The organism is Microbacterium sp. PRC9 (genome assembly GCF_031844125.1).
GTDB lineage: Bacteria > Actinomycetota > Actinomycetes > Actinomycetales > Microbacteriaceae > Microbacterium.
Genome location: NZ_JAUZUR010000003.1, coordinates 518,630 through 541,987 on the forward strand (window position 1 = coordinate 518,630; position 23,358 = coordinate 541,987).

Consider the following 23,358-nt stretch of genomic DNA (forward strand, 5'->3'; position numbering starts at 1 on the left):
GCGGACGTAGACTCGCCCCATGGCGCGGGACCTGTGGCGTGCGGCGACCCGCGCGGACCTGCAGGGTCTTCCCGCCGACGTCGCGCCGCGCCTGCTCGGCGCCCGCCTCACGACCGTGGTCGACGGCGAGACGGTGGCGGTGCGCCTCACCGAGGTCGAGGCCTACCACGGGCGCGGCACCGGACCGGTGCCCGATCCGGGCTCGCACGCGCGCATGGGGCAGACCGCCCGCAATGCCACGATGTGGGGCGAACCCGGGCATCTGTACGTGTACCTCAGCCACGGCATCCACTCGTGCGTGAACGTCGTGTGCGGTCCCGAGGGGGTCGCCGGCGGTGTGCTGCTGCGGGCGGGCCAGGTGATCGAGGGGACGGATGCTGCGACCCGCCGCCGACCGGCGGCCCGCACTCCGCGCGACCTGGCGCGCGGACCGGGCCGGTTCGGCGACGCGGTGGGGCTGCGGCATCCGCTGCACGACGGCATCGACGCGATCACCGGTGCGCCGCTCCACGGCGCAGTGGCACGGCTGGAGCTGCTCGCCGACCCGCTCGCCGAGGTGGCGTCGGGCCCGCGCGTCGGCGTCGCAGGCGTGGCCGGCACCGCCGTGTTCCCGTGGCGATACTGGATCCCCGGCGAGCCGACCGTGTCGCCGTTCCGCTGGGGGCGCGGCGCGCGCGAGGTCAGCGAAGCGACGTGACCGCGACGACGGTCGTGCGCAGCGCCTTCATGTTCTTCTCGTAGCGGGCGGCCATGAAGATGAGCAGCGCGCCGCCCAGGCCGAGCCACAGCCACCACGGCACGGCGACGTAGGTGGTGGAGATCCACGGCCACAGCTGGGCGACCGCGTGCACGACCAGCACCGCCGAGCCGAGCAGGAGGGGCGCCTGCAGCCGGTAGATCGCGCCGACCACCACCATTGCGATCGCGACGACGCCGAGCGAGACGATGCGCCAGAGCTCGGGCCCGCCCAGCCACCCCGCTTCGGCGGCCACTCCGGACGGGGACCCCGCGAAGTCGGTCAGCAGCGACGGCACGGTCAAGAGCGCCAGCCACGGGCCGAGTGTCGGCCACGTGCGCGACGCCGGTTCGCGGCGCAGGGTGCGCACGCCGTACGCGATGCCGCCGAGCGCCGGCGGCGCCGTGACCAGTTCGATGGGGCGCACGTCCCCGGCCGTGAGCGCCAGGATGCCGAAGCCGGCGCCCGCGATCGCAGCCGCGATCACCAGGGCCAGTCCGAGCCGGGCGCGTGCCGCCGTGCCGACCACGGTGGCCGCCGTCAGCGCCGACATCACCGCGGCGGTGCGCAGCTCGTCGCCCGTCTGCTGCACCAGCAGCAGCTGCAGCTCGGCGAGGGCGAACAGCACCGATGCGACCGCGAAGCCCGCACCGGCGGTGAGGCCGACCGCGCGCGACGGCGTCGCGCGCAGCGCAGCCAGGGCGACCGCTCCTGCGATCCCCGCCCCTGCCACGGCCCAGAGGTCGGGCTCGAGGCCGCCGGCGGGTGCGATCTCGAAGAACCGCGCGCCGCACGCGACCACCGCGACGACGAGTCCGCCCACGGCCAGCACCCCGCCGAGCGGCGCCCAGCGCCGCAGGCCCAGCACCGAGGCGCCCGCGACGCCGAGCACGCCGCCGATGACGGCGGTCACGGTCGTGAGCACGAGATCGGCGTCCGGACGCGTGAGCGACATCGCGACGAGCAGGGCCGTCCCGGCGCCGGCCAGGGCGGCCGCACCGCGGGCGGCGGCATCCGCTGCTGCGCGTGCCGTCAGCAGGACGGCCACCGCCACGACGCCGAGGCCCGCGACGATCGCCGCCGCCGCGTCGCCCGCGACGGCCGGCGGGACGAGCCCGCGCAGTCCCATCAGGACGGCGGCGAAACCGAGCAGCATCGCGGTCGGGGTGCGCAGCGACCAGATGTCCACGAACCGCGGGGTCCGCGGCACGGACGGCGCGACGGCTGCCGCGGGCGGCGCTGCGTACGCCGGTGGCGCGGCAGGATGCACGGGGGAACCCGCGGGCGGAGCGTAGGCGGAGAGCTCTTCGGGCGGGGCGCTCGTCGCGAACGGGCCGGGCGGGATGGGTGCAGCGGCACCCCGGGCAGACGCCGGCGGCGCGGCGACCTGCGCCGCTGTGGGCGCGGGCGCCGCGGCGACGCGCTCGCGCGCAGGCTCGCGCAGCGCGGCCACCCCGGCCGCCGCCGCGAGGGTGAGCGCGATGTACGCCCAGACGCGCGCGGGCTCGGCCGCGACCAGGAGGCTCGGCGCGGTGGCGAGCACCACACCCACGATCCACGCGGGGCCCTCCGCGGCGGGCCAGACATCGCCGGCCCGCCGACGCCGGAGCATGCCGAGCACGGCCCCGACGAGACACATCGCGGCGACGGGGAGCGACACCGCCTCGACCTCGGTCGCCGCACCCAGCACCCAGCCTGCGGCGCCGACAGCGAAGGCTCCCGCGAGCGAGATCCAGCGGGTCGCGCCGGTCAGCGGAAGGCGGTTCAGCCCCGCGGCGGCGAGATGCAGTGCGGCGAGCATGATGATCGTCCCCGCGACGATGCGCGGCTCGTCGGCGATCGGCAGGATCGCGACGATCGCCGCGATGACGGCTGTCGGGGGCACGATGAGTGCGTAGAGCCCGGACGCCAGACGGCTCGGCCGCGCGAGGGTCGCGCCCCAGCCCGACGCGTACGCGACCGCGACCAGCAGCACGAGCCAGAGCACCTGCGAGCCCTGCCCTTCGAACGCGCGCTCGACGGCGACGAGCCCGATCGCGATCACGGCGACGCCGGCCCCGAGCGGAGCGGCGGGACGGATGCTGCGCACCGGCGTGAACGACAGCGCCAGGCACACCGCCACGGCGACGAGGGCGATGACCACGCCCCGCAGCGGCTCCCCGCTCCACCCCTCGACGGCGGGCGCCCACAGCCCGAGCGCGAGACCGCCGGCGAGGGCGATGCTCGCCTCGACGCGGCGGCGCAGCCGCACCAGCAGCGCGGCGAAGACCACGAGCACCACGGCCGACGGCACGACGTACGACTCCACCGTGTACGACATGTCGGGGGTGCCGGCGTCGAGCCACGTCCACCACGCCGCGATCGCGGCGACGAGCGCCGGCCACGCCAGCACGCGGCGCGGGGCGTCGAGGAGCGGCATCCCGGCGCGCTTCGTCGCGAAGCGATCGTCGGCAGGATCCGCCGCGATCGCCCCCACCCACCCGCGGGACACGGATGCCGCGGCGAAGCCGACGGCGACGATCGCGAGTGCGGCCCACACGAGCAGAGGAGTCACCGGCCACACCACGACGAGCACCGTGAGGGCAGCGCCGAGATCGGCGGCGAGCCTGCGGAGCACGCGATCCGTCGGGCGCGGCCGCGGCGGGGAGGGGGCGATGTCGGCCGGCCACTGCGAGACGGGTGCGGGCGGAGCCTCGTTCGCTTCGCGTCGCGGGAACGCGGTGGCCGCCGCGACGAGCGGAACGACGACCGCCGCGGCGGTGAGGGCGAGCGGCGCCCCTTCCGTGTCGCGCAGACCGAACGTGCCGAGCACGTCGTAGGTCGTCGCGGCTGCGACCGGGGCCGTCAGCGCCGCGGCGAGGATCGTCGGCACCCCGGCGACGCGAGTGACGCCGAAGGCGACGATCGTGAGGCCGGCGAGCAGCAGGGCGCCCCGCGCGATGCCGAGGCCCGGCTCGCCGATCGCCGTCAGCAGCGGGTTCGCCGAGGGCTCCGCGCCCGGCGTCGTCACGGCGGTGAACGCGCCGATGAGGCTGAAGGCCGCGAGCACCTCGGCGGCGACGGCCAGCGCGATGCGGCTCGCGCGTTCCACAGGCAGCACGATCGCCGCGACGAGGGTCGCGACGGCCACCCACTGCAGCAGCGTCGCGATCACCGGGCCCGGCTCGCCCGTCAGGCCGGTCACCGCCGCGAGGGCGCTCGGGGCGAACACCGTCGACAGCGCGGCGACGGCGACCGGGGCGACGGCCGCCACGACCGCGGCGATGTCGCTCGGCCGCAGCACGAGCCGCAGCGCGATCGGGTACGCCATCGCGACGCCGATCCCGACGAGCCACAGCCACGGCGTGGCCACGCCGCCGACGTATGCGGTCGCGGCGGCGATCCCGCCGGCGACCAGGTACCCGATCGGAAGGCCTCTGGCGAGGAGTCCCTCGCCGGGATCGACCGCACCGTCGGCGTCGACGCCGTTGCGGCGGCGCTTTCGGATCCGGAGCACCGCGACGACGGCCACCGCGGCGACGACCAGGACGACCGCGACCGCCACGACGACGGCCGGGACGGCCGTCCGCGCGCCCGCGACCAGCAGGAGGACCGTCGCCACGGCCGGCACGAACGGGCCCAGCACCGGTCCTCGCAGCGAGGGCGTCGCGAGCAGCAGGCCGCCGATGACCACGGCGGTGATCACCGCGAGCAGCGGGACCTCGGGGGCTCCGGCCGGGAGGGTGAAGGCATCCGTCCGCCACGCCGTCCACGAGGCGCCGATCGTCACGATCGCCTGCGTGACCCACGTGAGGATGATGGCGACGATCGACAGCCCGGCGACGACCGCGGACGCGATCGCCGCGGGCACCCACGCGGGTGCGCCGCGTCGGCTGCGCACGACGTCGATCGCGACGGCGACGAGCACGGCCAGCACCGGGGCGACCAGCACGCCGTACACCGGGAGGCCGCTGCGCATCGCGAGCTGCCAGCCCGCGAGCCCCGCGGCCGCGGTCGCGACCACCGAGGCGACGCCCGAGACCACGACGGCGGCGGGAAGACGAGCGCCGTCGACCGTCCGATGGGCGAGCCACGCGTGCGCGATGCCCAGCACGACGAGCCCGATGCCCGACCAGATCACGACCGGCAGCGCGTCCCCGGTCAGGAACCCCGCGGCGAGACCCGCCGCGACCAGGGCAGCCACCCCGCTGAGCGCGAGCACGAGGCGCTCGACCGCGTGGTCCTCGCCGCGCCGCGCCGAGGACCAGGGTGCGGGAAGCGCGTGCACCAGCCCGCCGGCGGCGGCGCCGAGCAGGCCGGCGGTGAGGGCTTCCGCGGGCGGCAGCGACGTCAACCCGCCCACGAGGAATCCGAGGCCTGCCGGCAGGGCGAGCGAGGCGGCGAGGTCGGGTCCGCGCAGGTGCGAGACGCGCGCCCACAGGCGGCAGATCACCGCGACGACGAGAGCGGACACCCCCGTGTACAGCGCTGCGTCGGTCGACCCCGTGCCGAACAGGTCGTTCGCCCGTACGGCCCAGGCGTCCAGCGCGAGCAGTCCCACACCGAGCGCGCCGATCCCCTCGGCCGTCGCCCCCAGGTCGCGGCGGCGCAGCCACGAGGCCAGCGCGATCGTGGCGAGGGTGATGCCGCCGATGATGAGCGCGCGCACCGCGATGCCCCACAGGAACCACGCCAGCAGCAGGAAGAAGACCGCGGCGATGCCGACCAGCGAGACGCCGACGATGAGCAGCAGCACCGGCACGGTCAGCCGTCGGCGGGGAGCGGATGCCGCCACCGCGACCGGTGCGGACGGCCCGGGCCCCTGCGGCACCGAAGCGGCCGGCGCGGGCGGCTTCGGGGGCGCCACGATCTTGGGTTGCGTCGTCGCGGGCGCCGTGGTGGTGGACTCCGGCGCGGTGACGACCGCGATGGCGCCGGTCGGCGGTGCCGAGGCGCCGAGCATCGCCTCGGCGGCGGGCGCCAGGTGCACGGCGACGCCTGCGTCGGCGACGGCCGCGACGAGCTCCGGCGCTGCGGCCACGGTCGCGGGTGCAGCATCCGCTGTCGCCGCGGATGCCGTCGCGTGCGCGAGGCGGATCTCGTCCATCAGCTGCTGACGCGACAGCTCCAGCGTGAGCATCTGGCGGCCGAGCTCGAGCACGCGCGGGGCGCCCGGGTCGGTCAACGCGAAGCCGCACGCGGGGCATACCCGCGCGGTGACGGCGGTGAAGCACGACGGGCATCGGTGCGCGTCGGCGAGATCGAACGGAGACGCAGGCCACAGGGGTCCGTCGTCGTGCGTTGCGCTCATGTCCATCCCCTCTCCCGGGATTGACGACATGGTCCACCCGGAATGCGGTTCGGTGTGGGATTTTGTAGGGGCGCACAACGCGGCGCGCCGCCGGGGCCTGCTGTCTTGGAGCAACCCCGAGGATGCATTCCCGTGGCGGAATGCAGCGCTGAGGAGGGGTATCGCGGGGACAGGGCAGCGCCAAGAAGGCGCACGGAGAGCGGGTCCCGGCGCCGAAGGGCCCCAACTCTCAGCCGGTTTCAGGGGGCGGTCTCAATGTCGTAGGTATGTTCTAATATCGAGCCATGGAAGCAACCCCGCTCGACGGCATCGCAGAGGCGCTACACGCGCTGGCGACCGCGGGCGGCGACCGTCCTGCCGGCGCTCTGACGCCGGCGGAGCTCGTGGCGGTGAACCAAGCGTTCGGTGCGCTGAAGCGTCATGTCGATGCCGCGTTCGCCCCCGTAGCGGCCGAGATCTCGCGGCAGTCGCGCCGAGAGCTCGGCAAGGATTCGCTCGCGAAGAAGCAGGGTTTCGCATCGCCGGCGGTGCTGATCTCGACGACCACCGGCACGAGCGTCGGTGAGGCCGTGCGCATCGTGCAGGTCGGTGAGGCGACCGCGCCTCGGGTCTCGCTCACCGGTGAGGCGCTGCCCGCGAAGCACCCGCATGTCGCCGAGGCGGTGGCGGGCGGCGGGATCGGCATGACGGCGGCGGCCGCGATCATCGGCCTGCTCGACCGGCTGGCCGTGCGCGTCGATGCGGCCCGGCTCGACGAAGCAGAGCGGCAGCTCGTGGGGCTGGCTCCGGGGATGCGCCCCGACGAACTCGGCAAGCTGCTGGCCCGCGCTGAGGCGCACCTCGATCCCGACGGCATCGAACCGCGACACGAGCAGCTTGTGTCCGAGCGGACGTTCCAGATGCACGAGCGCGACGGGATGCTGGTGATCTCCGCCAAGCTCGACCCTGAGACGGGAGCGCCTGTCAAAGCGGCGCTCGACGCGCTCGTCGGCGATGCGCTGCGCCGCAACGAACACGCCGACGAGGTCGACCGTGACCCGCGATCGGTTCGGCAGATTCAAGCGGATGCGCTGGCGGACCTCTGCCGCCACGCGATCGGGTGCGACCGGGTGCCCACTGGGGCGACCGCGACTGCGTCGTGCGGATGGACCTCGCAGATCTCGAGGCGGGCACGGGCGCCGCGACGATCGATGGCATCGCCCAGTCGATCCCGGCGTCCGCGGTGCGCCGCCTGGCGGCAGATGCGCAGATCATCCCGTGCGTGCTCGGCGATGACAGCGAGATCCTCGACTGGGGGCGCGCGAAGCGGCTCTTCACCCCAGTGCAGAAGCTCGCGCTCGGCGAACGCGACGGCGGATGCGCCGGCTGCGGAGCGCCACCGGCGTGGTGCCACGGGCACCACCTCGAGTGGTGGGATCGCGACGGCGGGCGCACCGACCTCGAGAACGGCGTCCTGCTGCGCACCGGGTGTCATCATCGGCTCCATGCCGACGGGTGGGGGATCCGCGTCGACGGTCCCGGCATCGATGCGAAGGTGTGGCTCATACCCCCGCGGTGGATCGACGCCCAGTGCACTCCACGCCTCGCTGGCAAGTCTCGCTACACGCTCACCGCCTGACCGCCGGGATGCGGTTTGCCCGGCGCCGGTGGGAGTCGGCGGGGCGCAGCATCCGTCCGTGCTAGACTGACTCTTTGTCTGCGCGCCTCCAGCACGCAGTACGCGTTTCGACTCGCTTCGCTCGCTCAACGACCGGAAACTTCCGGGCGATGGCGGCGTGCGTCGAGATGCAGACAAGGGATCTTGGGTGAGGCCGTCCGGCCTCACGGTACTAAGGAGACATCACCATGGCAGCAGTGTGCCAGGTGACCGGAGCAGTTCCCGGCTTCGGTCACAACATCTCGCACTCGCACCGCCGGACGAAGCGCCGCTTCGACCCGAACGTGCAGAAGAAGACCTACTTCGTTCCGTCGCTGGGTCGCAACATCAAGCTCAACGTCTCGGCCAAGGGCATCAAGGTCATCGACGCTCGCGGCATCGAGGCGGTCGTGCGTGACCTCCAGGCGAAGGGTGTGAAGCTCTAATGGCCAAGAAGGCACAGGACGTCCGTCCGATCATCAAGCTGCGTTCGACCGCGGGCACGGGTTACACCTACGTCACGCGCAAGAACCGCCGCAACAACCCCGACCGCATCGTGCTCAAGAAGTACGACCCGGTCATCCGCAAGCACGTCGATTTCCGAGAGGAGCGTTGATCCATGGCTAAGAAGAGCAAGATCGCGCGCAACAAGCAGCGCCAGGAGGTCGTCGACCGCTACGCCGCCAAGCGCCTTGAGCTGAAGAAGGCGCTCGTTTCGCCGACGTCGACCGACGAGGAGCGCGAAGCCGCTCGCGTGGGCCTGCAGAAGCTGCCCCGCAACGCGTCGCCGGTCCGCCTGCGCTCGCGCGACGTCATCGACGGCCGCCCCCGCGGTGTCCTCACGAAGTTCGGCATCTCGCGTGTCCGCTTCCGTGACATGGCGCACCGTGGCGAGCTGCCCGGCGTGACCAAGTCGAGCTGGTAAGCACCCGCTTCACAGAAGGCCCGGAGTTCCTCGGAACTCCGGGCCTTCTGCATTTCCGCTCGACATCGATCGTCCGAATGTGTATCGTTACAAATCGCCTCGCCCCGATGTTTCGAAGGAGAAACCCGTGCCCGACCTCCGCGCTCGCGCCGTCGTCGACCTGGACGTCCCCGGTCCGGTCATCAGCCGCCACCTCTACGGCCACTTCGCCGAGCACCTGGGGCGCTGCATCTACGGTGGCTTCTACGTCGGCGAGGATTCGTCGATCCCCCACGAGCGCGGCATCCGGCTCGACGTCGTCGAGGCGCTGAAGGGCATCGGCATCCCGAACCTCCGCTGGCCGGGCGGCTGCTTCGCCGACGAGTACCACTGGCGCGACGGGATCGGCCCGAAAGAGTCGCGGCCCCGCATGGTCAACACCCACTGGGGCGACGTCGTCGAGAACAATCACTTCGGCACGCACGAGTTCATGGACCTGTGCGAGATGCTGGGCGCCGACGCGTACGTCAGCGGCAACGTCGGCTCGGGCAGCGTGCAGGAGATGAGCGACTGGGTCGAGTACCTGACGCGCGACGGCGACAGCCCGATGGCGAGCCTGCGCCGCGAGAACGGGCGCGACGAGCCGTGGAAGGTGCCGTTCTGGGGCATCGGCAACGAGGCCTGGGGATGCGGCGGCAACTTCACCGCCCCGCAATTCGCCTCCGAGGCGCGTCGCTACGCGACCTTCTGCCGCGACCACGGCGACAACAAGCTCTACCGCATCGCCGCCGGCGCGTCCGATGACGACGTGACCTGGACGACGGCGCTCATGGAGGCGCTCAACTGCCTCGGCTGCCAGCGCGACCCGAAGAACATCTTCCAGGCGATCTCGTTCCACTACTACACGCTCGCCGGCACGTGGGAGCACAAGGGCAGCGCCACGTCGTTCTCCACCGAGGACTACTACGCGACGATGTCGAAGGCGCAGGACATCGAGCGCGTCATCAGCGCGCACGCCCGGATCATGGACGCGTACGACCCGGGCCGCAAGGTCGGCCTCGTGCTCGACGAGTGGGGCACGTGGTGGGACGTCGAGGAGGGCACCAACCCCGGGTTCCTGTACCAGCAGAACACCGTGCGCGACGCGCTCGTGGCGGCCGTCCACTTCGACGCGTTCCACCGCAACGCCGACCGCCTGGTGATGGCCAATATCGCGCAGACGGTGAACGTCTTGCAGGCGATGCTGCTGACGGATGCCGAGACCGGCGCCCTCGTGCTCACGCCGACGTACCACGTGTTCGAGATGAGCCGCGGCCACCACGACGCGACGTCGCTCGCCGTCCACGTCCTCGACGCCCCCGACGCCCGCGAGGCGGACGGCCGATCGCTGCAGGTGGTGTCGGCGTCGGCCAGCACGACGGGCTCGACGGCGCTGCTCTCGCTGAGCAACCTCGACGCCGAGGCATCCCTCTCCATCGAGGTCGACCTGCGCGGCCGGACGGTGTCGTCCGCGACGGCCCGCGTGCTCACCGGCGACTCCGCGGCCGCGCACAACTCGGCCGAGGCGCCCGAGGCGGTGGCCCCGGTCGCGCTCGACACGGAGCTCGACGGCGGCACGCTGCGGGTCACGCTGCCGGCGCACTCGTTCGCGACGGTGTCGCTGGAGCTGGCCTGACGGCCGGGCCGGCGGCCCACGGATAGAGTTCAGCAATGGCCACCCTGCACGACGTCGCCAAGGCCGCCGGCGTCTCGCCGATGACCGTGTCGAACGTGCTCAACAAGCACCCGCACGTGCGGGCCGAGACGCGTGAGCGCGTGCTCAAGGCGATCGACGACCTCGGTTATCGCGTGAACGTCGCGGCGCGCAACCTGCGTGCGGGGCGCACCAACACGATCGGGTTCGCCGTGCCGGAGGTCGACCGGCCGTACTTCGCCCAGCTCGCGGCGCGCGTCATCGCGAAGGCGCACGAGGCCGGATACCGCGTCGTGATCGAGCAGACCGGCGCCGACCGCGAGAACGAGCTGTCGGCCATCGTCTCTTCCCGCACCCGCATGTACGACGGGCTCATCCTGTCGGCCGTCGGCCTCGGCACCGCCGACCGCGACCTGCTCACGACCGACGTGCCGATGGTGATCCTGGGCGAGAGCGTCTTCGACTCGCCGGTCGACCACATCGCCCTGCCCAACGAGGACGGCACGTACGCCGCGACGATGCACCTGATCGACCGGGGGTGCCGGCGCATCGCGATGGTCGAGGGCGACGACGTCAGCCGCCTCAGCGTCACGTCGCTGCGTCACGCGGGATACCGTCGGGCGCTCGCCGAGCGGGGCATCGAGCCGGACCCTGCGCTCGTCGTCGAGCTGCAGGAGCTGTCGTCCGAGTCCGGACGCCTCGCCGCGCACGGACTGGCCGACGGCGCCGCGGGTGTCGACGGTGTGGTGTGCATCACCGACACCGTCGCGCTGGGCGTGATCCGCGGGCTCGCCGATCGCGGCATCTCGGTCCCCGGCGATGTGAAGGTGGTCGGCTTCGACGACATCCTCGAGGCCCGGTACAGCGTGCCGAGCCTCACCACCATCGACCCCGACCACGAGGAGGTCGCCCGGCTCGCCGTCGACCTCCTGCTCGCCCGCCTGGCGGACTCACCGGACTGGCAGCCCCGGGAGCACGTCACCGGGTTCCGTGTGGTCGCGCGGGAGTCGACCGGATGAATCCGGCATGAGGATCCCGGACCGGCTCTAGACCGGTTGTAACGATACAGGTAGCATTCAGTCCACTTCCGCTGGTCGAAGGAGATCACGTGACACTCATGGAAGAGAGGCCCCGGACAGACACGCGGGTCCTCGTGACGGCGGGCAAGCGCATGTCGCGATGGCTTCGACAGCCGGTCGGCAGCCACGGCCCCGTCTACCGTGCCGATCGGGTGCGGATCAGCCTGTTCCTGGTCCCGATGATCATCGTCTTCATCGTGCTGTTCGCGATCCCGCTGGCGCAGTCGCTGTGGTGGAGCTTCACGGACTTCAACGGGTACTCGTCCGACGCCCAGTTCGTCGGGTTCCGCAACTACGCGAACGTCTTCACCGACCCCTCGATGCTGGCGGGCCTGAGCTTCACGATCCTGTTCACGCTCGCCACGACGATCATCATCACGGCGCTCGCGATCCCGCTCGCCGTCGTCCTCGACCGCGCGTTCTTCGGCCGCAACGCGGTGCGCGCGATCTTCTTCTTCACCGCCATCCCGTCGGTCGCGATCCTCGGCCTGGTGTGGGGCTTCATCCTCAACCCGCTGGGATCGGGAGCGCTCAACTCGCTCCTCATGTCGATCGCCGGCATCGGGCCGATCCCGTGGCTGTCGAACAGCACGCTGGCGCAGATCAGTGTGATCGCCGTCGCGGTGTGGACCTCGACCGGGTGGCACGCCATCCTCTACCTCGCCTACCTGCAGTCCATCCCCGGCGACTACTACGAGGTCGCTCGCATCGACGGTGCGTCGGGGTTCCAGCGCTTCTTCTACATCACGCTTCCGCTGCTGCTGCCGGCGATGACGGTGAGCTGGCTGCTGCTGATGACGGGCGGGCTCAAGGTCTACGACCTGCCGATCACGCTGACCAAGGGCGGCCCCGGCTTCTCGACCTTCACGATCACGCAGACGATCATCCAGAACGGCGTCTCGCAGGCGAAGTACGGCCAGGCGTCCGCGCTCGCGGTGATCTTCATGGTCGCGGTGGGGGCGATCGTCGCCCTGCAGCTCTTCCTCTCCCGCCGCCTCGAGGGGAGGTTCTCATGAGCGTCCGCGAAGCCGCCGTGCCCGCAGCATCCGTCCCCGCCGTCAAGATGCGCCGCCGTGAACGGGTGCTGTCGCGCCCGGGCGCGATCGTCACGAGCCTCGTGATGATCCCCCTCGCGGTGCTCGTGGGGCTGCCGTTCTACTACCTCGTCATCAACACGCTCAAGACGCAGGCCGAGACCACGGCGTCTCCGCTGGCCCTGCCGGCCACGTTCAACCTCGACAACTACATCCGCGTGTTCACCGAGGTCCCCGTCGCGCAGGCGTTCCTCAACACGCTGTACGTGACAGTCGCCTCGATCCTGCTCATGCTGCTGATCGGGTCGATGGCCGCGTTCTCGGTCATCATGCGGACGTCGCGGCTCATGGTCGTCCTGCTGGTGATCGCGTTCCTCGTACCCGGCCAGGTGACCCTGATCCCGCTGTACCGGCTGCTGAGCGACGCGCGGCTCGTCGACACCCTCGAGGGGCTCATCATCCTCTACTCCGCGGGGGCGGTGTTCTGCTACTTCCTCATCGTCGGCTACATGCGCACGCTCCCCGGCGAGGTGATCGAGGCCGCGCGCATCGACGGCGCCGGGCCGTGGCAGATCTACTGGCGGATCGCTCTCCCGCTCATCCGGCCGATCCTGGTGACGGTCGGCGTCTTCCAGACGATGTGGGTCTGGAACGACTTCCTGCTGCCGGTCGTCTTCATCAGCTCGACAGAGAAGCAGACCCTGGTCCTGCAGACCTACAAGGCGGTCGGCGAGTTCACGACCGACTGGCCGATGTTCCTGACGCTCAGCGTCATCGTCCTGATCCCGATGGTGATCTTCTTCATCGCGATGCAGCGCCACATCGTGCGCGGCCTCATCGCGGGAAGCGTCAAGGGCTGAGATGCACCGCTCGCACGGCGGTACACGCGGAAGCTTCCGCAACCTGTAACGATCCAACAACCGAAAGGCACAGCAATGACGCATACCTTCCCCTCCGCCCGCGCGTCGGTCCGGCTGGCCGCCGGCGCCGCCGCAGTGGCCACGGCCGTGGCGCTCGCCGGCTGCTCCGGAGCACCCGCCGACGACCGGACGGTGCTCACCTTCTTCTCGTGGTCGAACGAAGAGACCATGACGCCCGTGATCGAGGCCTTCGAAGAGGAGAACCCCGACATCCGCGTCGAGTTCTCCTCGGCGCCGCCGGTCGCGGAGTACATCTCCACGCTGCAGAACCGCCTCGGCTCCAACACCGCCGCCGACGTCTTCGTCATCGCGGCCGAGAACAAGACGAACCTCATCGAGGGCGGGTTCGTCGAGGACCTCAGCGACGAGCCGTTCATGGACGTCGCGTCGGAGTTCAACACGGCGACCTACGCGGGTCCCGGCGGCGAGGCGTACGGGCTGTCGCTGTCGTCGTGGGCGTCGGGCATCGTCTACAACGAGGACCTCCTGGCCGAGCACGGGTACGACGAGTTCCCCACCGACTGGGACTCCTTCGTCGAGATGCTGACCACGCTCAAGAGCGACGGCGTCGTGCCCTTCCTCGAGTCGTGGCAGGGCTTCCCGACCTCGCTGGGGTCGGCCGTCGGCCTCGCGAACTACGAGCAGGGTGGCGACGTCGACGCGCAGATCTTCGCGGGCGAGTCCACCTTCGAGGACCTCTGGACAGACCCCCTCACCCCGTGGGACGAGCTGATCGCCGAGGGCGTGCTGAGCCCCGACATGGTCGGCCTCACCGGCGACCAGGTGCGTGACGAGTTCGTCGGGGGCCGCGTCGCGATGATCACCACGGGTCCGTGGGACGTCGGCACGATCCGTGAAGCCGCCCCCGACCTGAACTTCACGTTCGCGGGCGTGCCCCAGGAGGGCGGCGAGCCCTTCTTCACCGGCGCCGCGTCGCCCGGCTACGCCATCAACACCGCCGCGAAGGAGCCGGAGGCCGCGAAGACGTTCCTGGAGTTCCTGGCCAGCGAGGAGGGCGTGCGCATCTTCCAGGAGCAGACCAACGACATGACGACCACGTCGAACTACACCCCGACGATCGACGAGTCGCTCGAGGTGCCGTTCCAGGCGCTGCTCGACGGCAAGTTCTACCTGCCGATGATCTCGTGGCCCCAGTACCAGGACGCGCTGTACACCGAGCTGGTCGCGCAGATCCAGCTCATGGCGCAGGGTCAGGCCACTCCGGCCGACGTCGGGGCGGCCCTCGACGCCAAGCTCGCGCAGGAGTCGGGCGAGTAGGCCCGGTCTTCTCGGGCCCGGAGTTCCTCGGAGCTCCGGGCCTTGCGCTTTGTCAAGCGCCGTGCGGCCGCGGCCGGCCGCGCGAGGATGGGATCATGCGGCTGGATCCGTTCTTCGACGAGCGCCTGAGAGTGCACCGCAAGTACCTGCTCGACAAGGCCACGGGGTCGATGCGCGCGCGGCTCGCCGCCCTCTGGCCCTTCCCGCGCGTCGCCGCGCCGACCGCGGCGGCCGAGGCGAGCGCGCCGAGCACCGCCCAGGCGACGGGTTCCACCGTCGAGGCGCGTGCGCAGCAGCGCACGAAGAAGCCGGAGAAGCCGACGCTCGGTCCCCGGGCTCAGGCCCGCGCGCGCAAGCGCCGCGCCGCGCTCGCATGGGATCGCACGGAGCTGCGCACGGTGGGGGTCGCGGGGCCCGAGGTGCGCATCGCCGAGCACCGCGTTGACGTGCCGGGCCGCCCGTCGGTGCGCGTGCGCATCTACTTCCCGTCCGAGGCGGCCGGCGCCCCGGTGCCCGCCGTGCTCGCGTTCTTCGGCGGCGCGTTCCGCATCGGGGGGATCGACTATCCGACGACGGATGCCGGATTCCGCCGTCGTGCCGTCGACGCCGAGGTCGCGATCGCCGCCGTCGATTACGCCCTCGCGCCCGACCACCAGTACCCCGTGCCCGTGGAGCAGGGGTACGCGGCGCTCCAGTGGCTGTTCGCGCAGGCGGAGGAGCTCGGCATCGACCCGGCGCGCATCGGAGTGCTCGGCACCTCCGCCGGGGGCAACATCGCCGCTGCAGTGACCCTCATGAACCGCGACCGCGGCGGGCCGGACCTCCGGCTCCAGCTGCTCGAAGTGCCCGTGGTCGACCTCACGGGGGCGCACCTCGATCTGAGCGCGACCCGGGCTCTCGGCATCCCTCGATTCATCGCGGTCCGCGAGCTTCGCTCGGTCGCCCGCACCTACCTGCCGTCGAAGCGGAGAGCCCGTGAGTCCTACGCGTCGCCGCTGCGGGCCGCGTCGCACGAGGGCCTGCCGCCGGCGGTGATCCTCACGGCCGAGTACGACCCGCTCCGCGGTGACGGCGACGCCTACGGCGCGGCGCTGCGCACGGCCGGCGTCGACGCGAGCGTCGTGCGCTATCAGGGCGTGACGCACGACACCCCGATCTTCCTCGCCGTCCTCCCCGCGGCCCGCCGCTGGCACGACGACGTCGTCGCCGCGCTGCGCCGCCTGCACGCCTGACCTCACCCGCGGATCCGGAATTCGGGCTTCTTGCCTTCCGGATGCTGCGACCACGACCGCTCCGGAAACGCGACGATTCTCCGAATTCCGGATCCGCGAGAAGGTGGGGGGACGGACGGCGAAGGCCCGGGGCTCGAAGAACCCCGGGCCGCTGCGTCCCACCGCGGACACCGGCCGGGACACCACCCGGCCGCCGAACCACCAGATGGACTGGGAGCTCGACGACCGGCTGCTGTCGGCGCGGCGCCGGGGCGCAGCATCCGTCTACTGCGCCGCCTCCGTCTCTGAGGCCGGAGCCGTCTCGCGCACCTGGTGGGTGGTCGCCCACTGGAGGGCATAGTCGGCGATCTCCTCCCAGCCGTCCTGGCTCACCAGGCGGTGGGTGCGGCCCGCGTACTCCTTGTACTCGACGATCGCGGGGCTGCCGGTGCCGGTGTACTTCTTCACGACCGCCTTGCCGATCGCCGGCGGCACGACGTGGTCGATCTCGCCGGTGATGATGAGCAGCGGCGCGCGGTCGGTGCGGCCGTAGTCGACGTGGGTGACGCCGCCCTTCTCGTTGAGCACCGATGCCACGCCCTCGAAGAAGACCCGGTTGTACGAGTTGACCGCGTACTCCTCCCAGAGCCTGTCGGACTCCTCCCGCGGCAGGTCGTTGCCGAAGGTGAAGTGGAAGTGGCGCTTCGAGAGCGGCTTGGCGCCGTTGCGGCCGAACGGGTTCGACAGGATCGGGGTGCCGGTCCACAGGGTGGAGAGCGGCAGCGTGGTGACACCGGCGGTCTGTCCGGGGGCGACGCCCACGTACGCGACGCCGAGGCCGCGGTCGGCGAGCATCTGCGTGAGGACTCCCCCGAAGGAGTGGCCGATGATGATCGGCTTCTCGGGGAGCTCGCGGATGATGCGCTCGTAGTTGTCGGCGATCTGCTTCAGGCCGATGCCCTTGAGCGCCTCGGGGTTGCTGCGGATGTCTTCGACCGTGCGGTCGTCGATTCCGGGCCAGCCCGGGACGATGACCTGGTGGCCGGCGGCGCGGAAGCGCTCGGCCCACGTGTCCCAGCTCTTGGGGGTCATCCAGAGGCCGTGGATGAGGACGATCGGGGTCTTGGTCGTGGTGCTCTCGTTCATGTCGTGCTCCTCGGTGGTGTCGTGCGGTGGTTTCGGATGTTTCTCAGGCTCCGGATCCTGGTGTGTCTCCGGCTGATGTGTCCGATGGTAGACCGAACGTTCTATCTACGCAATACTATTCCCAAGATTTTCTGGAATGGCACGATGGAAGGACCTGAGGGGGATCCATGAGCACCACAAGTGCCGCGCCTGCCGCGGCGAGCCGCCCGTCGCCGGCGCGTCAGCGGCTGCTGGAAGCCGCGACGCAACTCTTCTACAACGAGGGCATCCACTCGGTGGGTGTCGATCGCATCATCGAGGAGGCCGGCGTCACGCGGGCCACGATGTACAAGCAGTTCGCGGGCAAGGAGGGCCTCGTGCTCGCCTACCTCGAGGGGGAGGACCAGGGCCTGCGGGCGCTGTTCGCGCAGGCGGCGCAGGCCGGGGGCGCCCCGGATGCGCTGCTGGACCTCGTGGTCGCCGGCATCGAGCAGGACATCCGCGACCGGCACACGCGAGGCTGCCCCTTCATCAACGCCGCGGCCGAGTATCCCGACCGAGGGCCGGTGCGCGATCTCATCGCCGACCACCGCGAGTGGTTCCGCGGAACTCTCCGGCAGCTGGCCGAGGGAGCGGGGCTGCGCGATCCCGAGGGGGTCGCCGCATCCCTCGTCCTGCTGCGCGATGCGGCGCTCGTCGGCGGCTATCTCGACGGCCAGGACCGGGTCGGCCCGGCGTTCGCCCGCACCGCCCTCGAGCTCATCGCCGCGCACAAGGGCTGAACGCTGTCGGCGTAATCGAGGCTCACGAGCCACATTTGTCACTCTTTTCACACGACACGCGGCCTGAATCGGCAGAAATCCGCAGAAATACGCGGTTCTGTCGGCCTGGTCGGGTACATTCGGGACCGGTCGATAGGACCAGCCGGGGGGCGAAGCCGTCCGGTCCGAGCAATGACAAGACGGCACTCTCGTCGTCTTTGGAGGACATACCAAATGGCCGACAAGACCATCACCAAGACCGAGCTCGTCGCGAGCATCGCGAGCGCGACCGGCCAGAGCCAGTCCGCCGTCTCTGGCGTGCTCGACTCCCTCTTCTCCACCGTCTCCGACGCGGTCGCCGCCGGCAGCAAGGTCTCGATCCCGGGCTGGATCGCCTTCGAGCAGGTCGCCACGTCGGCTCGCACGGGCCGCAACCCGCAGACCGGCGAGGAGATCAAGATCCCCGCGGGCAAGCGCGTCAAGGTCACCGCGGGCTCGAAGCTGAAGGCCGCCGTCAAGTAATTCCGACGCAGACCTCTGGAGAGGGGATGCCGCGACCCGCGGCATCCCCTCTCTCTTCGTAAACGTAGGCTGGAGACGTGAACCCCCGCGCCCTGCGGGCCGTCGGGCCCGTCATCCTCGTCGTGGCCGCGCTCGCCGTCATGGTGTGGGCGCTGGCGTTCGGCGGGGGCGCCGCGCCGCTCGCGATCGCCGACCCCGGGCCGTTCGTGCGCTGGGGGCTTCCGACCGCGAAGCTCTTCGTCAACCTCTCGGCCGCCGGCATGGTCGGCGTGCTCGTGACGGCGCTGTTCACGCTGCGGGCCGGGGATCGCGAGTTCGACGTCGCGCTCGACACCGCGTCCATCTCGGCCGCCGTGTTCACGATGGCCGCGGCAGCCACCGGGTTCCTCACGTTCGTGGACGCGTTCAACCCCGTCCTCAGCATCGGCCCGGAGTTCGGGGCCCAGCTCGGCCGCTTCATCGTCGAGACCGAGGTCGGCCGCACGTGGCTCATCACCACGATCGCGGGCGCCGCCCTCACGGTGCTGACCTTCGCCGTGCGCTCCTGGACGGCGACCTTCTTCGTGGCGCTGCTGGCCACGGCATCCCTCGTCCCGATGGGCACCCAGGGCCACTCCGGCGAAGAGGCATTCCACCACGAGGCGATGACTGCGCTGATCCTGCACATCATCGCCGCCGCGGTGTGGCTGGGCGGCCTGCTGCTCATCGTGATCGTGCGGCCGATGCAATCCCAGGGCGATAGCGTCGCGACCGTCGCCCGCTACTCGAGCATCGCGCTCGCCGCGTTCGTCGTGGTGGCCGTGTCGGGCACGGTGCGGGCCGCGATCGGTCTGCGCGACTGGTCCGCGCTCATCTCGCCGTATGGCCTGATCCTCGGCGTGAAGGTGCTCGCGCTCATCGCGCTCGGCCTCTTCGGCGCCTGGTACCGCACCCGCCTCATCGGGAAGATGAAGATCGCGGATGCTGCCACCCGCGCCTTCTGGACGCTCATCGCCTTCGAGCTCGTGCTCATGGGCGTCGCGAGCGGTGCGGCGGCGGCCCTCGCGCGCACGCCCCCGCCGGTCACGCCGCTGATTCCGAAGACGCCCACGCCCGCGGAGCGCCTCACCGGGGCGCCGCTCCCGCCCGAGCTGACCCTCGACCGCTGGCTCACGGCGTGGAACGTCGACCTCCTGTGGGCGGTCATCGCCGGCTTCGCGATCTTCTTCTACCTCGTGGGCGTCTGGCGCCTGCGCCGGCGCGGCGACGCGTGGCCGGTGTACCGCACGATCATGTGGGTCGTCGGCTGGCTCCTGCTGGTGTGGGTCACCGGCGGCGTCATCAACGTCTACCAGGACTACCTGTTCAGCATGCACATGGTCGGGCACATGCTCCTGACCATGGCGATCCCCCTCCTGCTCGTGCCGGGCGCACCCATCACGCTCGCGGCGCGCGCGATCCACAAGCGCGGCGACGGCACCCGCGGCGGCCGCGAGTGGCTGCTCTGGGTCGTGCACTCGCCGGTGGCGCGCATCCTCACGAACCCGTTCGTCGCCGCTGGTCTCTTCATCGGCTCGCTCTGGGTCTTCTACTACACCGACCTCTTCCGCTGGTCGCTGTACGACCACCTCGGCCACGAGTGGATGATCGCGCACTTCCTCATCACGGGGTACCTGTTCGTGATGAGCCTCATCGGCATCGACCCGGTGCCGTATCGCCTGCCGTACCCGGGGCGCCTGCTCCTGCTCATCGGCGTCATGGCGATGCACGCGTTCTTCGGCATCGCGATCATGATGCAGGAGGGCCTCATGATCGCCGAGTGGTTCGGCTCGATGGGCCGCACGTGGGGTGCGACGCCCCTCGAGGACCAGTACACCGGCGGCGGCATCGCGTGGTCGATCGGCGAGATCCCCACGCTCATCCTCGCGATCACGGTGGCGATCCAGTGGAGCCGCAGCGACGACCGCGAGACCAAGCGTCGCGACCGCCACGCCGACCGCACCGGCGACGCGGAGCTCGAGGAGTACAACGCACGGCTGGCGGCGCTCGCCGAGCGTGACGCGCGCAGCGGCGGCTGAGAACTACGCTTTCGGGTCGCCGGGGGTGTCGTCGCCCGGGGCGCGACGAGGGCTTTCGGGCGCAGCATCCCATTTCGTCCCGCTGATGTCGCCGCGCAGGGTGCCCGTGACCTCGTCGACGGCGGCGCCGACGGTCGGCGCGAAGCGGTCGGGCGTGAAGCGGCCCGTGAGGCCGTAGCGGGCGAGCGTGTCGACGACCGGCGACTTCATCTCCGCGATGATGAGACGGATGCCGCGTGCCTCGAGATACTCGTCGAGCTCGACGAGCTCGTCGGCCGCGGTGGTGTCGATATCGGTGATGGGCTCGGCGGCGAGGATCACGCTGCGCACGTCCGGTCCCGCGGACCGCACGCGCGAGCGCACCCAGTCGTCGAAGATCGCGCCGTTCGCGAAGAACAGCGGTGCGTCGAATCGCACGATGACGACTCCCGGGACGCGGGTGCCCTCGGGATTGCGTGCGAGGTCGTGGTAGCCGCGGAGGCCCGCGACGCGGCCGAGCTCGGCCTTGTAGGGCCGCCACGAGCGGTTGACGAAGGCGATGAACGACAGCCCGATCGTGATGACGATGCCCTCGAGCACGCCGAAGACGAGCACGCCGAGGAACGCGGCCGCCGAGAGCACCGCGTCGACGATGTTGATGCGCACGAGCCGCACGACTCCGCGCGCGTCGATGAGGCCGATGGCGGCGCTCATGACGACGGCGGCGAGCGTCGCTGACGGGAGGAGTTCGGTGAGTCCCGGCAGCGCGAGGATGAACACGATGAGCAGCACGGCGCCGACCACGCCGGTGAGCTGCGTGCGCGCCCCGGCCTGTTCGGCGACCGGGGTGCGCGACGACGAGCCCGAGACCGGGAAGCCGCCGAGCGCGCCGCCCGCGACGTTCGCGATGCCGAGACCGGCCATCTCCTGGCTGCCGTCGACGCTGTCGCCGCGGCGGGCGGCGAATGTGCGCGAGAGCACCGCGGTGTCGGTGAACGCGATGAGCGCGATGCCGGCGGCGGGGAGCGCCAGGGACGCGACATCCGCCCACTCCAGTCCGCCGAGTGCGGGCGCGGGGAGGCCCTGCGGCAGTGCGCCGACGACGGGGAGCGACGCCGACAAGCCGAGGATCGCCGTGAGGACCATGGAGACGATCACGACCACGAGCACTCCCGGCACGGGGAAGCGCAGCGCTTTCAGGGCGAAGATCACCAAGAGGGAGCCGATGCCGAACGCGGCGGCGACGGGATCGACGCTGCCGCCGACGATGCCCTCGCCCGTGGCGACCGCTCCCCGCCACAGCGAGGGTGCCTCGACGGAGAAGCCCAGCAGCTTCGGAAGCTGCGACACGATGACGATGACCGCGATCGCGTTCAGGTAGCCGACGCGGATCGGCTTCGACAGCAGGTCGGTCACGAATCCGAGTCGCACCAGGCCGCCGACGATCAGCAGCGCGCCGACCATGATCGCCAGCAGCCCCGCGAGCGCGACGGCGCGCGACGGGTCGCCGAGGGCGAGCGGGAGGATCGCGGCGGCGATGATCGGGGCGAGCGACGAGTCCGGGCCGAGCACGAGCACGCGCGAGGGACCGAACACCGCGTACGCCAGGAGCGGCACGATGGTCGCGTACAGGCCGGTCACGGGCGGAAGCCCCGCGACCTCGGCGTAGCCCATGCCCGCGGGGATCAGAAGGGCCGTCACGACGATGCCCGCCCGCACGTCGGGCCAGAGCCATGCGCGCCGGTAGCCGCGCACGGCCGCGACGGCGGGAATCCACCGCGCGATGCCTTCCTGCGACCTCATCATCGACCCCGGCACCCATCATGGCGGAAAGGCGGTCGCCGCCGCCCGGTGCGCGGCCGATGAAGACGAGGAGTTCTGCGGATCAGGGGGTGATTCGGCGGAATCAGCCCTCGGATGGGCAGATCTCCTCGGATCTGCACGTCGGGGCGTGGTCAGGTCGTGTCGGGCCCGGTGACGACGATCGTCGCGGTGCCGTCGGGGCGCACGGTGATCGTGCCCTTGACGATGAAGGGGACGTCCTCGCTGACGGCGCGCACGCGACCGTCGAAGAGCGAGCGGATGCCGACCTCGATGTGGGCGACGGCTTCTGCCGCCAGGATCGCCCACCCGGCGCCGTCCGGCTCGACGGCGACGGTCGGCTGCGACACGATCGACCACTTCGGGAGCGACGTGATGCGGTCCTCCACGAAGAAGCCGAACGGGCACGCGGTCGGCTGCAGCACCTCCTGCGTCGCGCAGGAGGTGAGGAACTCCTCGACCTTCTCCTGCACGACGCTCAGGAACTTCTCGGTGGGCTGGGCGACCACGTTGACGGGGATCGCACGGAACGGGCTGTCAGAGAGCACCGCCACACCCGGGGTGCTCGAGATCGCGGTGTCGACCGACACCGAGTAGAGGCCGGGCGAGAAGACGAGGAGCGAGACCGGGGCTGCGGGGTCGGCGTCCGCCCCGTCGGGTGAGACCTGGCGCTTGTCGATCTCGAAGCCGTTCACGTCGAAGACCATCGAGCCGGTGACGCCGAGATTCATGACCGCGAGCGGGCTCTTCGCGAACCGCCACGTCGGCGCGAGGCCGATCGAGCCGTCCTGCTCGACCGAGAACGTCGTGCGGCCGTCGTGGCCGCGTGCCGTGTACTCGATCGTGACGTGCGTGACGTCACCGTCCTGTTCCTGCGAGACGACATGCGCGTCGCGGATCGGGGCGAGCGCGGTGCTGCGCAGCAGCGCCTCGGACGCCGTCGGAGGCAGACCCGCCTCTTCGAGCTCGGCGGAGGTGACGGCGACGCCGGGCACGGCGAGGGCATCGGCCGCGCGCCCCTCGGCGAGCAGCTGGACGTAGCGCTCGACGAACGCCTTCGGGCTGTAGAACTCGCGCTGCATCACCTGCCAGGCCGCGAACGCGGCGCCGGCGAGCACCACGCCGACGACACCGAGCAGCGTCAGATCGAGCGCGAGGCGGCGGCGCGTCCGCCGCTTGATCGGAGGGTGGATGACCGGTGACTCGGGGGTCGCGTGCGCCGTGTCAGGGGTCGCCGGACCGGCCGGAGGCGCACCCGCGCGACCGGACGACGTGTCCATCACCCCCTGATCCACGGGCCCAGTCTAGGAAA

At 71.3% G+C, this 23,358-nt stretch carries 18 protein-coding genes and 1 pseudogene; 15 read left to right on the top strand and 4 right to left on the bottom strand.

Going from position 1 to position 23,358, the window contains the following annotated elements; translation table 11 throughout:
• Positions 1-19 precede the first annotated feature (19 nt).
• Positions 20-697: a DNA-3-methyladenine glycosylase gene (locus tag Q9R33_RS09200; protein ID WP_056365760.1), complete on the top strand. Its 678-nt coding sequence runs from the start codon at positions 20-22 to the stop codon at positions 695-697.
• On the opposite strand, the gene Q9R33_RS09205 is transcribed toward Q9R33_RS09200, so the two are convergent.
• Entirely contained in the window at positions 681-6,026 is a 5,346-nt protein-coding gene (locus Q9R33_RS09205) for an SCO7613 C-terminal domain-containing membrane protein (protein WP_311293556.1), read from the bottom strand. The genes Q9R33_RS09200 and Q9R33_RS09205 overlap by 17 nt on opposite strands.
• 284 nt (positions 6,027-6,310) lie before the next feature.
• Here Q9R33_RS09205 and Q9R33_RS09210 point away from each other — a divergent pair.
• The 11 genes and pseudogenes from Q9R33_RS09210 to Q9R33_RS09260 all read left to right on the top strand — a co-directional run.
• A pseudogene (locus tag Q9R33_RS09210) lies at positions 6,311-7,317 on the top strand (DUF222 domain-containing protein); the annotation flags it as partial.
• 30 nt (positions 7,318-7,347) lie between these two features.
• A complete protein-coding gene (locus tag Q9R33_RS09215) occupies positions 7,348-7,644 on the top strand; it encodes an HNH endonuclease (RefSeq protein WP_311293588.1) in 297 nt (98 codons plus the stop codon).
• 227 nt (positions 7,645-7,871) lie between these two features.
• Positions 7,872-8,108: a 50S ribosomal protein L28 gene (gene rpmB, locus Q9R33_RS09220; protein ID WP_013584774.1), complete on the top strand. Its 237-nt coding sequence runs from the start codon at positions 7,872-7,874 to the stop codon at positions 8,106-8,108.
• Positions 8,108-8,278: a 50S ribosomal protein L33 gene (gene rpmG / locus Q9R33_RS09225; protein WP_018173550.1), complete on the top strand. Its 171-nt coding sequence runs from the start codon at positions 8,108-8,110 to the stop codon at positions 8,276-8,278. Before rpmB ends, rpmG begins: the two co-directional genes overlap by 1 nt.
• Positions 8,279-8,281: 3 nt before the next feature.
• Entirely contained in the window at positions 8,282-8,587 is a 306-nt protein-coding gene (gene rpsN, locus Q9R33_RS09230) for a 30S ribosomal protein S14 (protein WP_018173549.1), read from the top strand.
• Between the two features lie 127 nt (positions 8,588-8,714).
• The gene (locus Q9R33_RS09235; RefSeq protein WP_311293557.1) at positions 8,715-10,241 is read left to right on the top strand and encodes an alpha-L-arabinofuranosidase C-terminal domain-containing protein; all 1,527 of its coding nucleotides are present in this window, start codon (positions 8,715-8,717) and stop codon (positions 10,239-10,241) included.
• A gap of 35 nt (positions 10,242-10,276) precedes the next feature.
• Positions 10,277-11,278: a LacI family DNA-binding transcriptional regulator gene (locus tag Q9R33_RS09240; protein WP_311293558.1), complete on the top strand. Its 1,002-nt coding sequence runs from the start codon at positions 10,277-10,279 to the stop codon at positions 11,276-11,278.
• Positions 11,279-11,376: 98 nt separating this feature from the next.
• Entirely contained in the window at positions 11,377-12,354 is a 978-nt protein-coding gene (locus tag Q9R33_RS09245; protein ID WP_311293589.1) for a sugar ABC transporter permease, read from the top strand.
• Positions 12,351-13,232, top strand: a complete 882-nt coding sequence (locus Q9R33_RS09250; RefSeq protein ID WP_235560100.1) for a carbohydrate ABC transporter permease — start codon at positions 12,351-12,353, stop codon at positions 13,230-13,232. Before Q9R33_RS09245 ends, Q9R33_RS09250 begins: the two co-directional genes overlap by 4 nt.
• Before the next feature lie 75 nt (positions 13,233-13,307).
• Entirely contained in the window at positions 13,308-14,570 is a 1,263-nt protein-coding gene (locus Q9R33_RS09255; RefSeq protein WP_311293559.1) for an extracellular solute-binding protein, read from the top strand.
• A 95-nt stretch (positions 14,571-14,665) separates the two neighbouring features.
• Entirely contained in the window at positions 14,666-15,802 is a 1,137-nt protein-coding gene (locus Q9R33_RS09260) for an alpha/beta hydrolase (protein WP_311293560.1), read from the top strand.
• Between the two features lie 264 nt (positions 15,803-16,066).
• Here Q9R33_RS09260 and Q9R33_RS09265 read toward each other — a convergent pair whose 3' ends face one another.
• Positions 16,067-16,927 (bottom strand): carboxylesterase, encoded by an 861-nt coding sequence (locus Q9R33_RS09265; RefSeq protein ID WP_056365776.1) that lies wholly within the window; start codon positions 16,925-16,927, stop codon positions 16,067-16,069.
• A gap of 167 nt (positions 16,928-17,094) precedes the next feature.
• On the opposite strand from Q9R33_RS09265, the gene Q9R33_RS09270 reads away from it, so the two are divergent.
• From Q9R33_RS09270 to Q9R33_RS09280, 3 genes are all read left to right on the top strand, one after another.
• Complete coding sequence (locus Q9R33_RS09270) at positions 17,095-17,688, top strand: TetR/AcrR family transcriptional regulator (RefSeq protein ID WP_056365779.1); 594 nt, start codon at positions 17,095-17,097, stop codon at positions 17,686-17,688.
• A gap of 213 nt (positions 17,689-17,901) precedes the next feature.
• The gene (locus tag Q9R33_RS09275) at positions 17,902-18,189 is read left to right on the top strand and encodes an HU family DNA-binding protein (RefSeq protein ID WP_045301792.1); all 288 of its coding nucleotides are present in this window, start codon (positions 17,902-17,904) and stop codon (positions 18,187-18,189) included.
• Between the two features lie 77 nt (positions 18,190-18,266).
• The gene (locus Q9R33_RS09280) at positions 18,267-20,246 is read left to right on the top strand and encodes a cytochrome c oxidase assembly protein (RefSeq protein WP_311293561.1); all 1,980 of its coding nucleotides are present in this window, start codon (positions 18,267-18,269) and stop codon (positions 20,244-20,246) included.
• 3 nt (positions 20,247-20,249) lie between these two features.
• Here the strand turns inward: Q9R33_RS09280 and Q9R33_RS09285 are convergent, their stop codons facing one another.
• Both Q9R33_RS09285 and Q9R33_RS09290 read right to left on the bottom strand, forming a co-directional pair.
• Positions 20,250-22,028: a SulP family inorganic anion transporter gene (locus Q9R33_RS09285; RefSeq protein WP_311293562.1), complete on the bottom strand. Its 1,779-nt coding sequence runs from the start codon at positions 22,026-22,028 to the stop codon at positions 20,250-20,252.
• A gap of 152 nt (positions 22,029-22,180) precedes the next feature.
• Positions 22,181-23,326 (bottom strand): hypothetical protein, encoded by a 1,146-nt coding sequence (locus tag Q9R33_RS09290; protein ID WP_396654082.1) that lies wholly within the window; start codon positions 23,324-23,326, stop codon positions 22,181-22,183.
• Positions 23,327-23,358 lie beyond the last annotated feature (32 nt).

What these genes read in the sequence shown, in the direction of transcription:
- Q9R33_RS09200 (WP_056365760.1), top strand. Translation starts at nt 20, where the DNA reads ATGGCGCGGGACCTGTGGCGTGCGGCGACCCGCGCGGACCTGCAGGGT.
- Q9R33_RS09205 (WP_311293556.1), bottom strand. Translation starts at nt 6,026, where the DNA reads ATGAGCGCAACGCACGACGACGGACCCCTGTGGCCTGCGTCTCCGTTC.
- rpmB (WP_013584774.1), top strand. Translation starts at nt 7,872, where the DNA reads ATGGCAGCAGTGTGCCAGGTGACCGGAGCAGTTCCCGGCTTCGGTCAC.
- rpmG (WP_018173550.1), top strand. Translation starts at nt 8,108, where the DNA reads ATGGCCAAGAAGGCACAGGACGTCCGTCCGATCATCAAGCTGCGTTCG.
- rpsN (WP_018173549.1), top strand. Translation starts at nt 8,282, where the DNA reads ATGGCTAAGAAGAGCAAGATCGCGCGCAACAAGCAGCGCCAGGAGGTC.
- Q9R33_RS09240 (WP_311293558.1), top strand. Translation starts at nt 10,277, where the DNA reads ATGGCCACCCTGCACGACGTCGCCAAGGCCGCCGGCGTCTCGCCGATG.
- Q9R33_RS09245 (WP_311293589.1), top strand. Translation starts at nt 11,377, where the DNA reads ATGGAAGAGAGGCCCCGGACAGACACGCGGGTCCTCGTGACGGCGGGC.
- Q9R33_RS09250 (WP_235560100.1), top strand. Translation starts at nt 12,351, where the DNA reads ATGAGCGTCCGCGAAGCCGCCGTGCCCGCAGCATCCGTCCCCGCCGTC.
- Q9R33_RS09255 (WP_311293559.1), top strand. Translation starts at nt 13,308, where the DNA reads ATGACGCATACCTTCCCCTCCGCCCGCGCGTCGGTCCGGCTGGCCGCC.
- Q9R33_RS09260 (WP_311293560.1), top strand. Translation starts at nt 14,666, where the DNA reads ATGCGGCTGGATCCGTTCTTCGACGAGCGCCTGAGAGTGCACCGCAAG.
- Q9R33_RS09265 (WP_056365776.1), bottom strand. Translation starts at nt 16,927, where the DNA reads ATGAACGAGAGCACCACGACCAAGACCCCGATCGTCCTCATCCACGGC.
- Q9R33_RS09270 (WP_056365779.1), top strand. Translation starts at nt 17,095, where the DNA reads ATGAGCACCACAAGTGCCGCGCCTGCCGCGGCGAGCCGCCCGTCGCCG.
- Q9R33_RS09275 (WP_045301792.1), top strand. Translation starts at nt 17,902, where the DNA reads ATGGCCGACAAGACCATCACCAAGACCGAGCTCGTCGCGAGCATCGCG.
- Q9R33_RS09285 (WP_311293562.1), bottom strand. Translation starts at nt 22,028, where the DNA reads ATGAGGTCGCAGGAAGGCATCGCGCGGTGGATTCCCGCCGTCGCGGCC.
- Q9R33_RS09290 (WP_396654082.1), bottom strand. Translation starts at nt 23,326, where the DNA reads ATGGACACGTCGTCCGGTCGCGCGGGTGCGCCTCCGGCCGGTCCGGCG.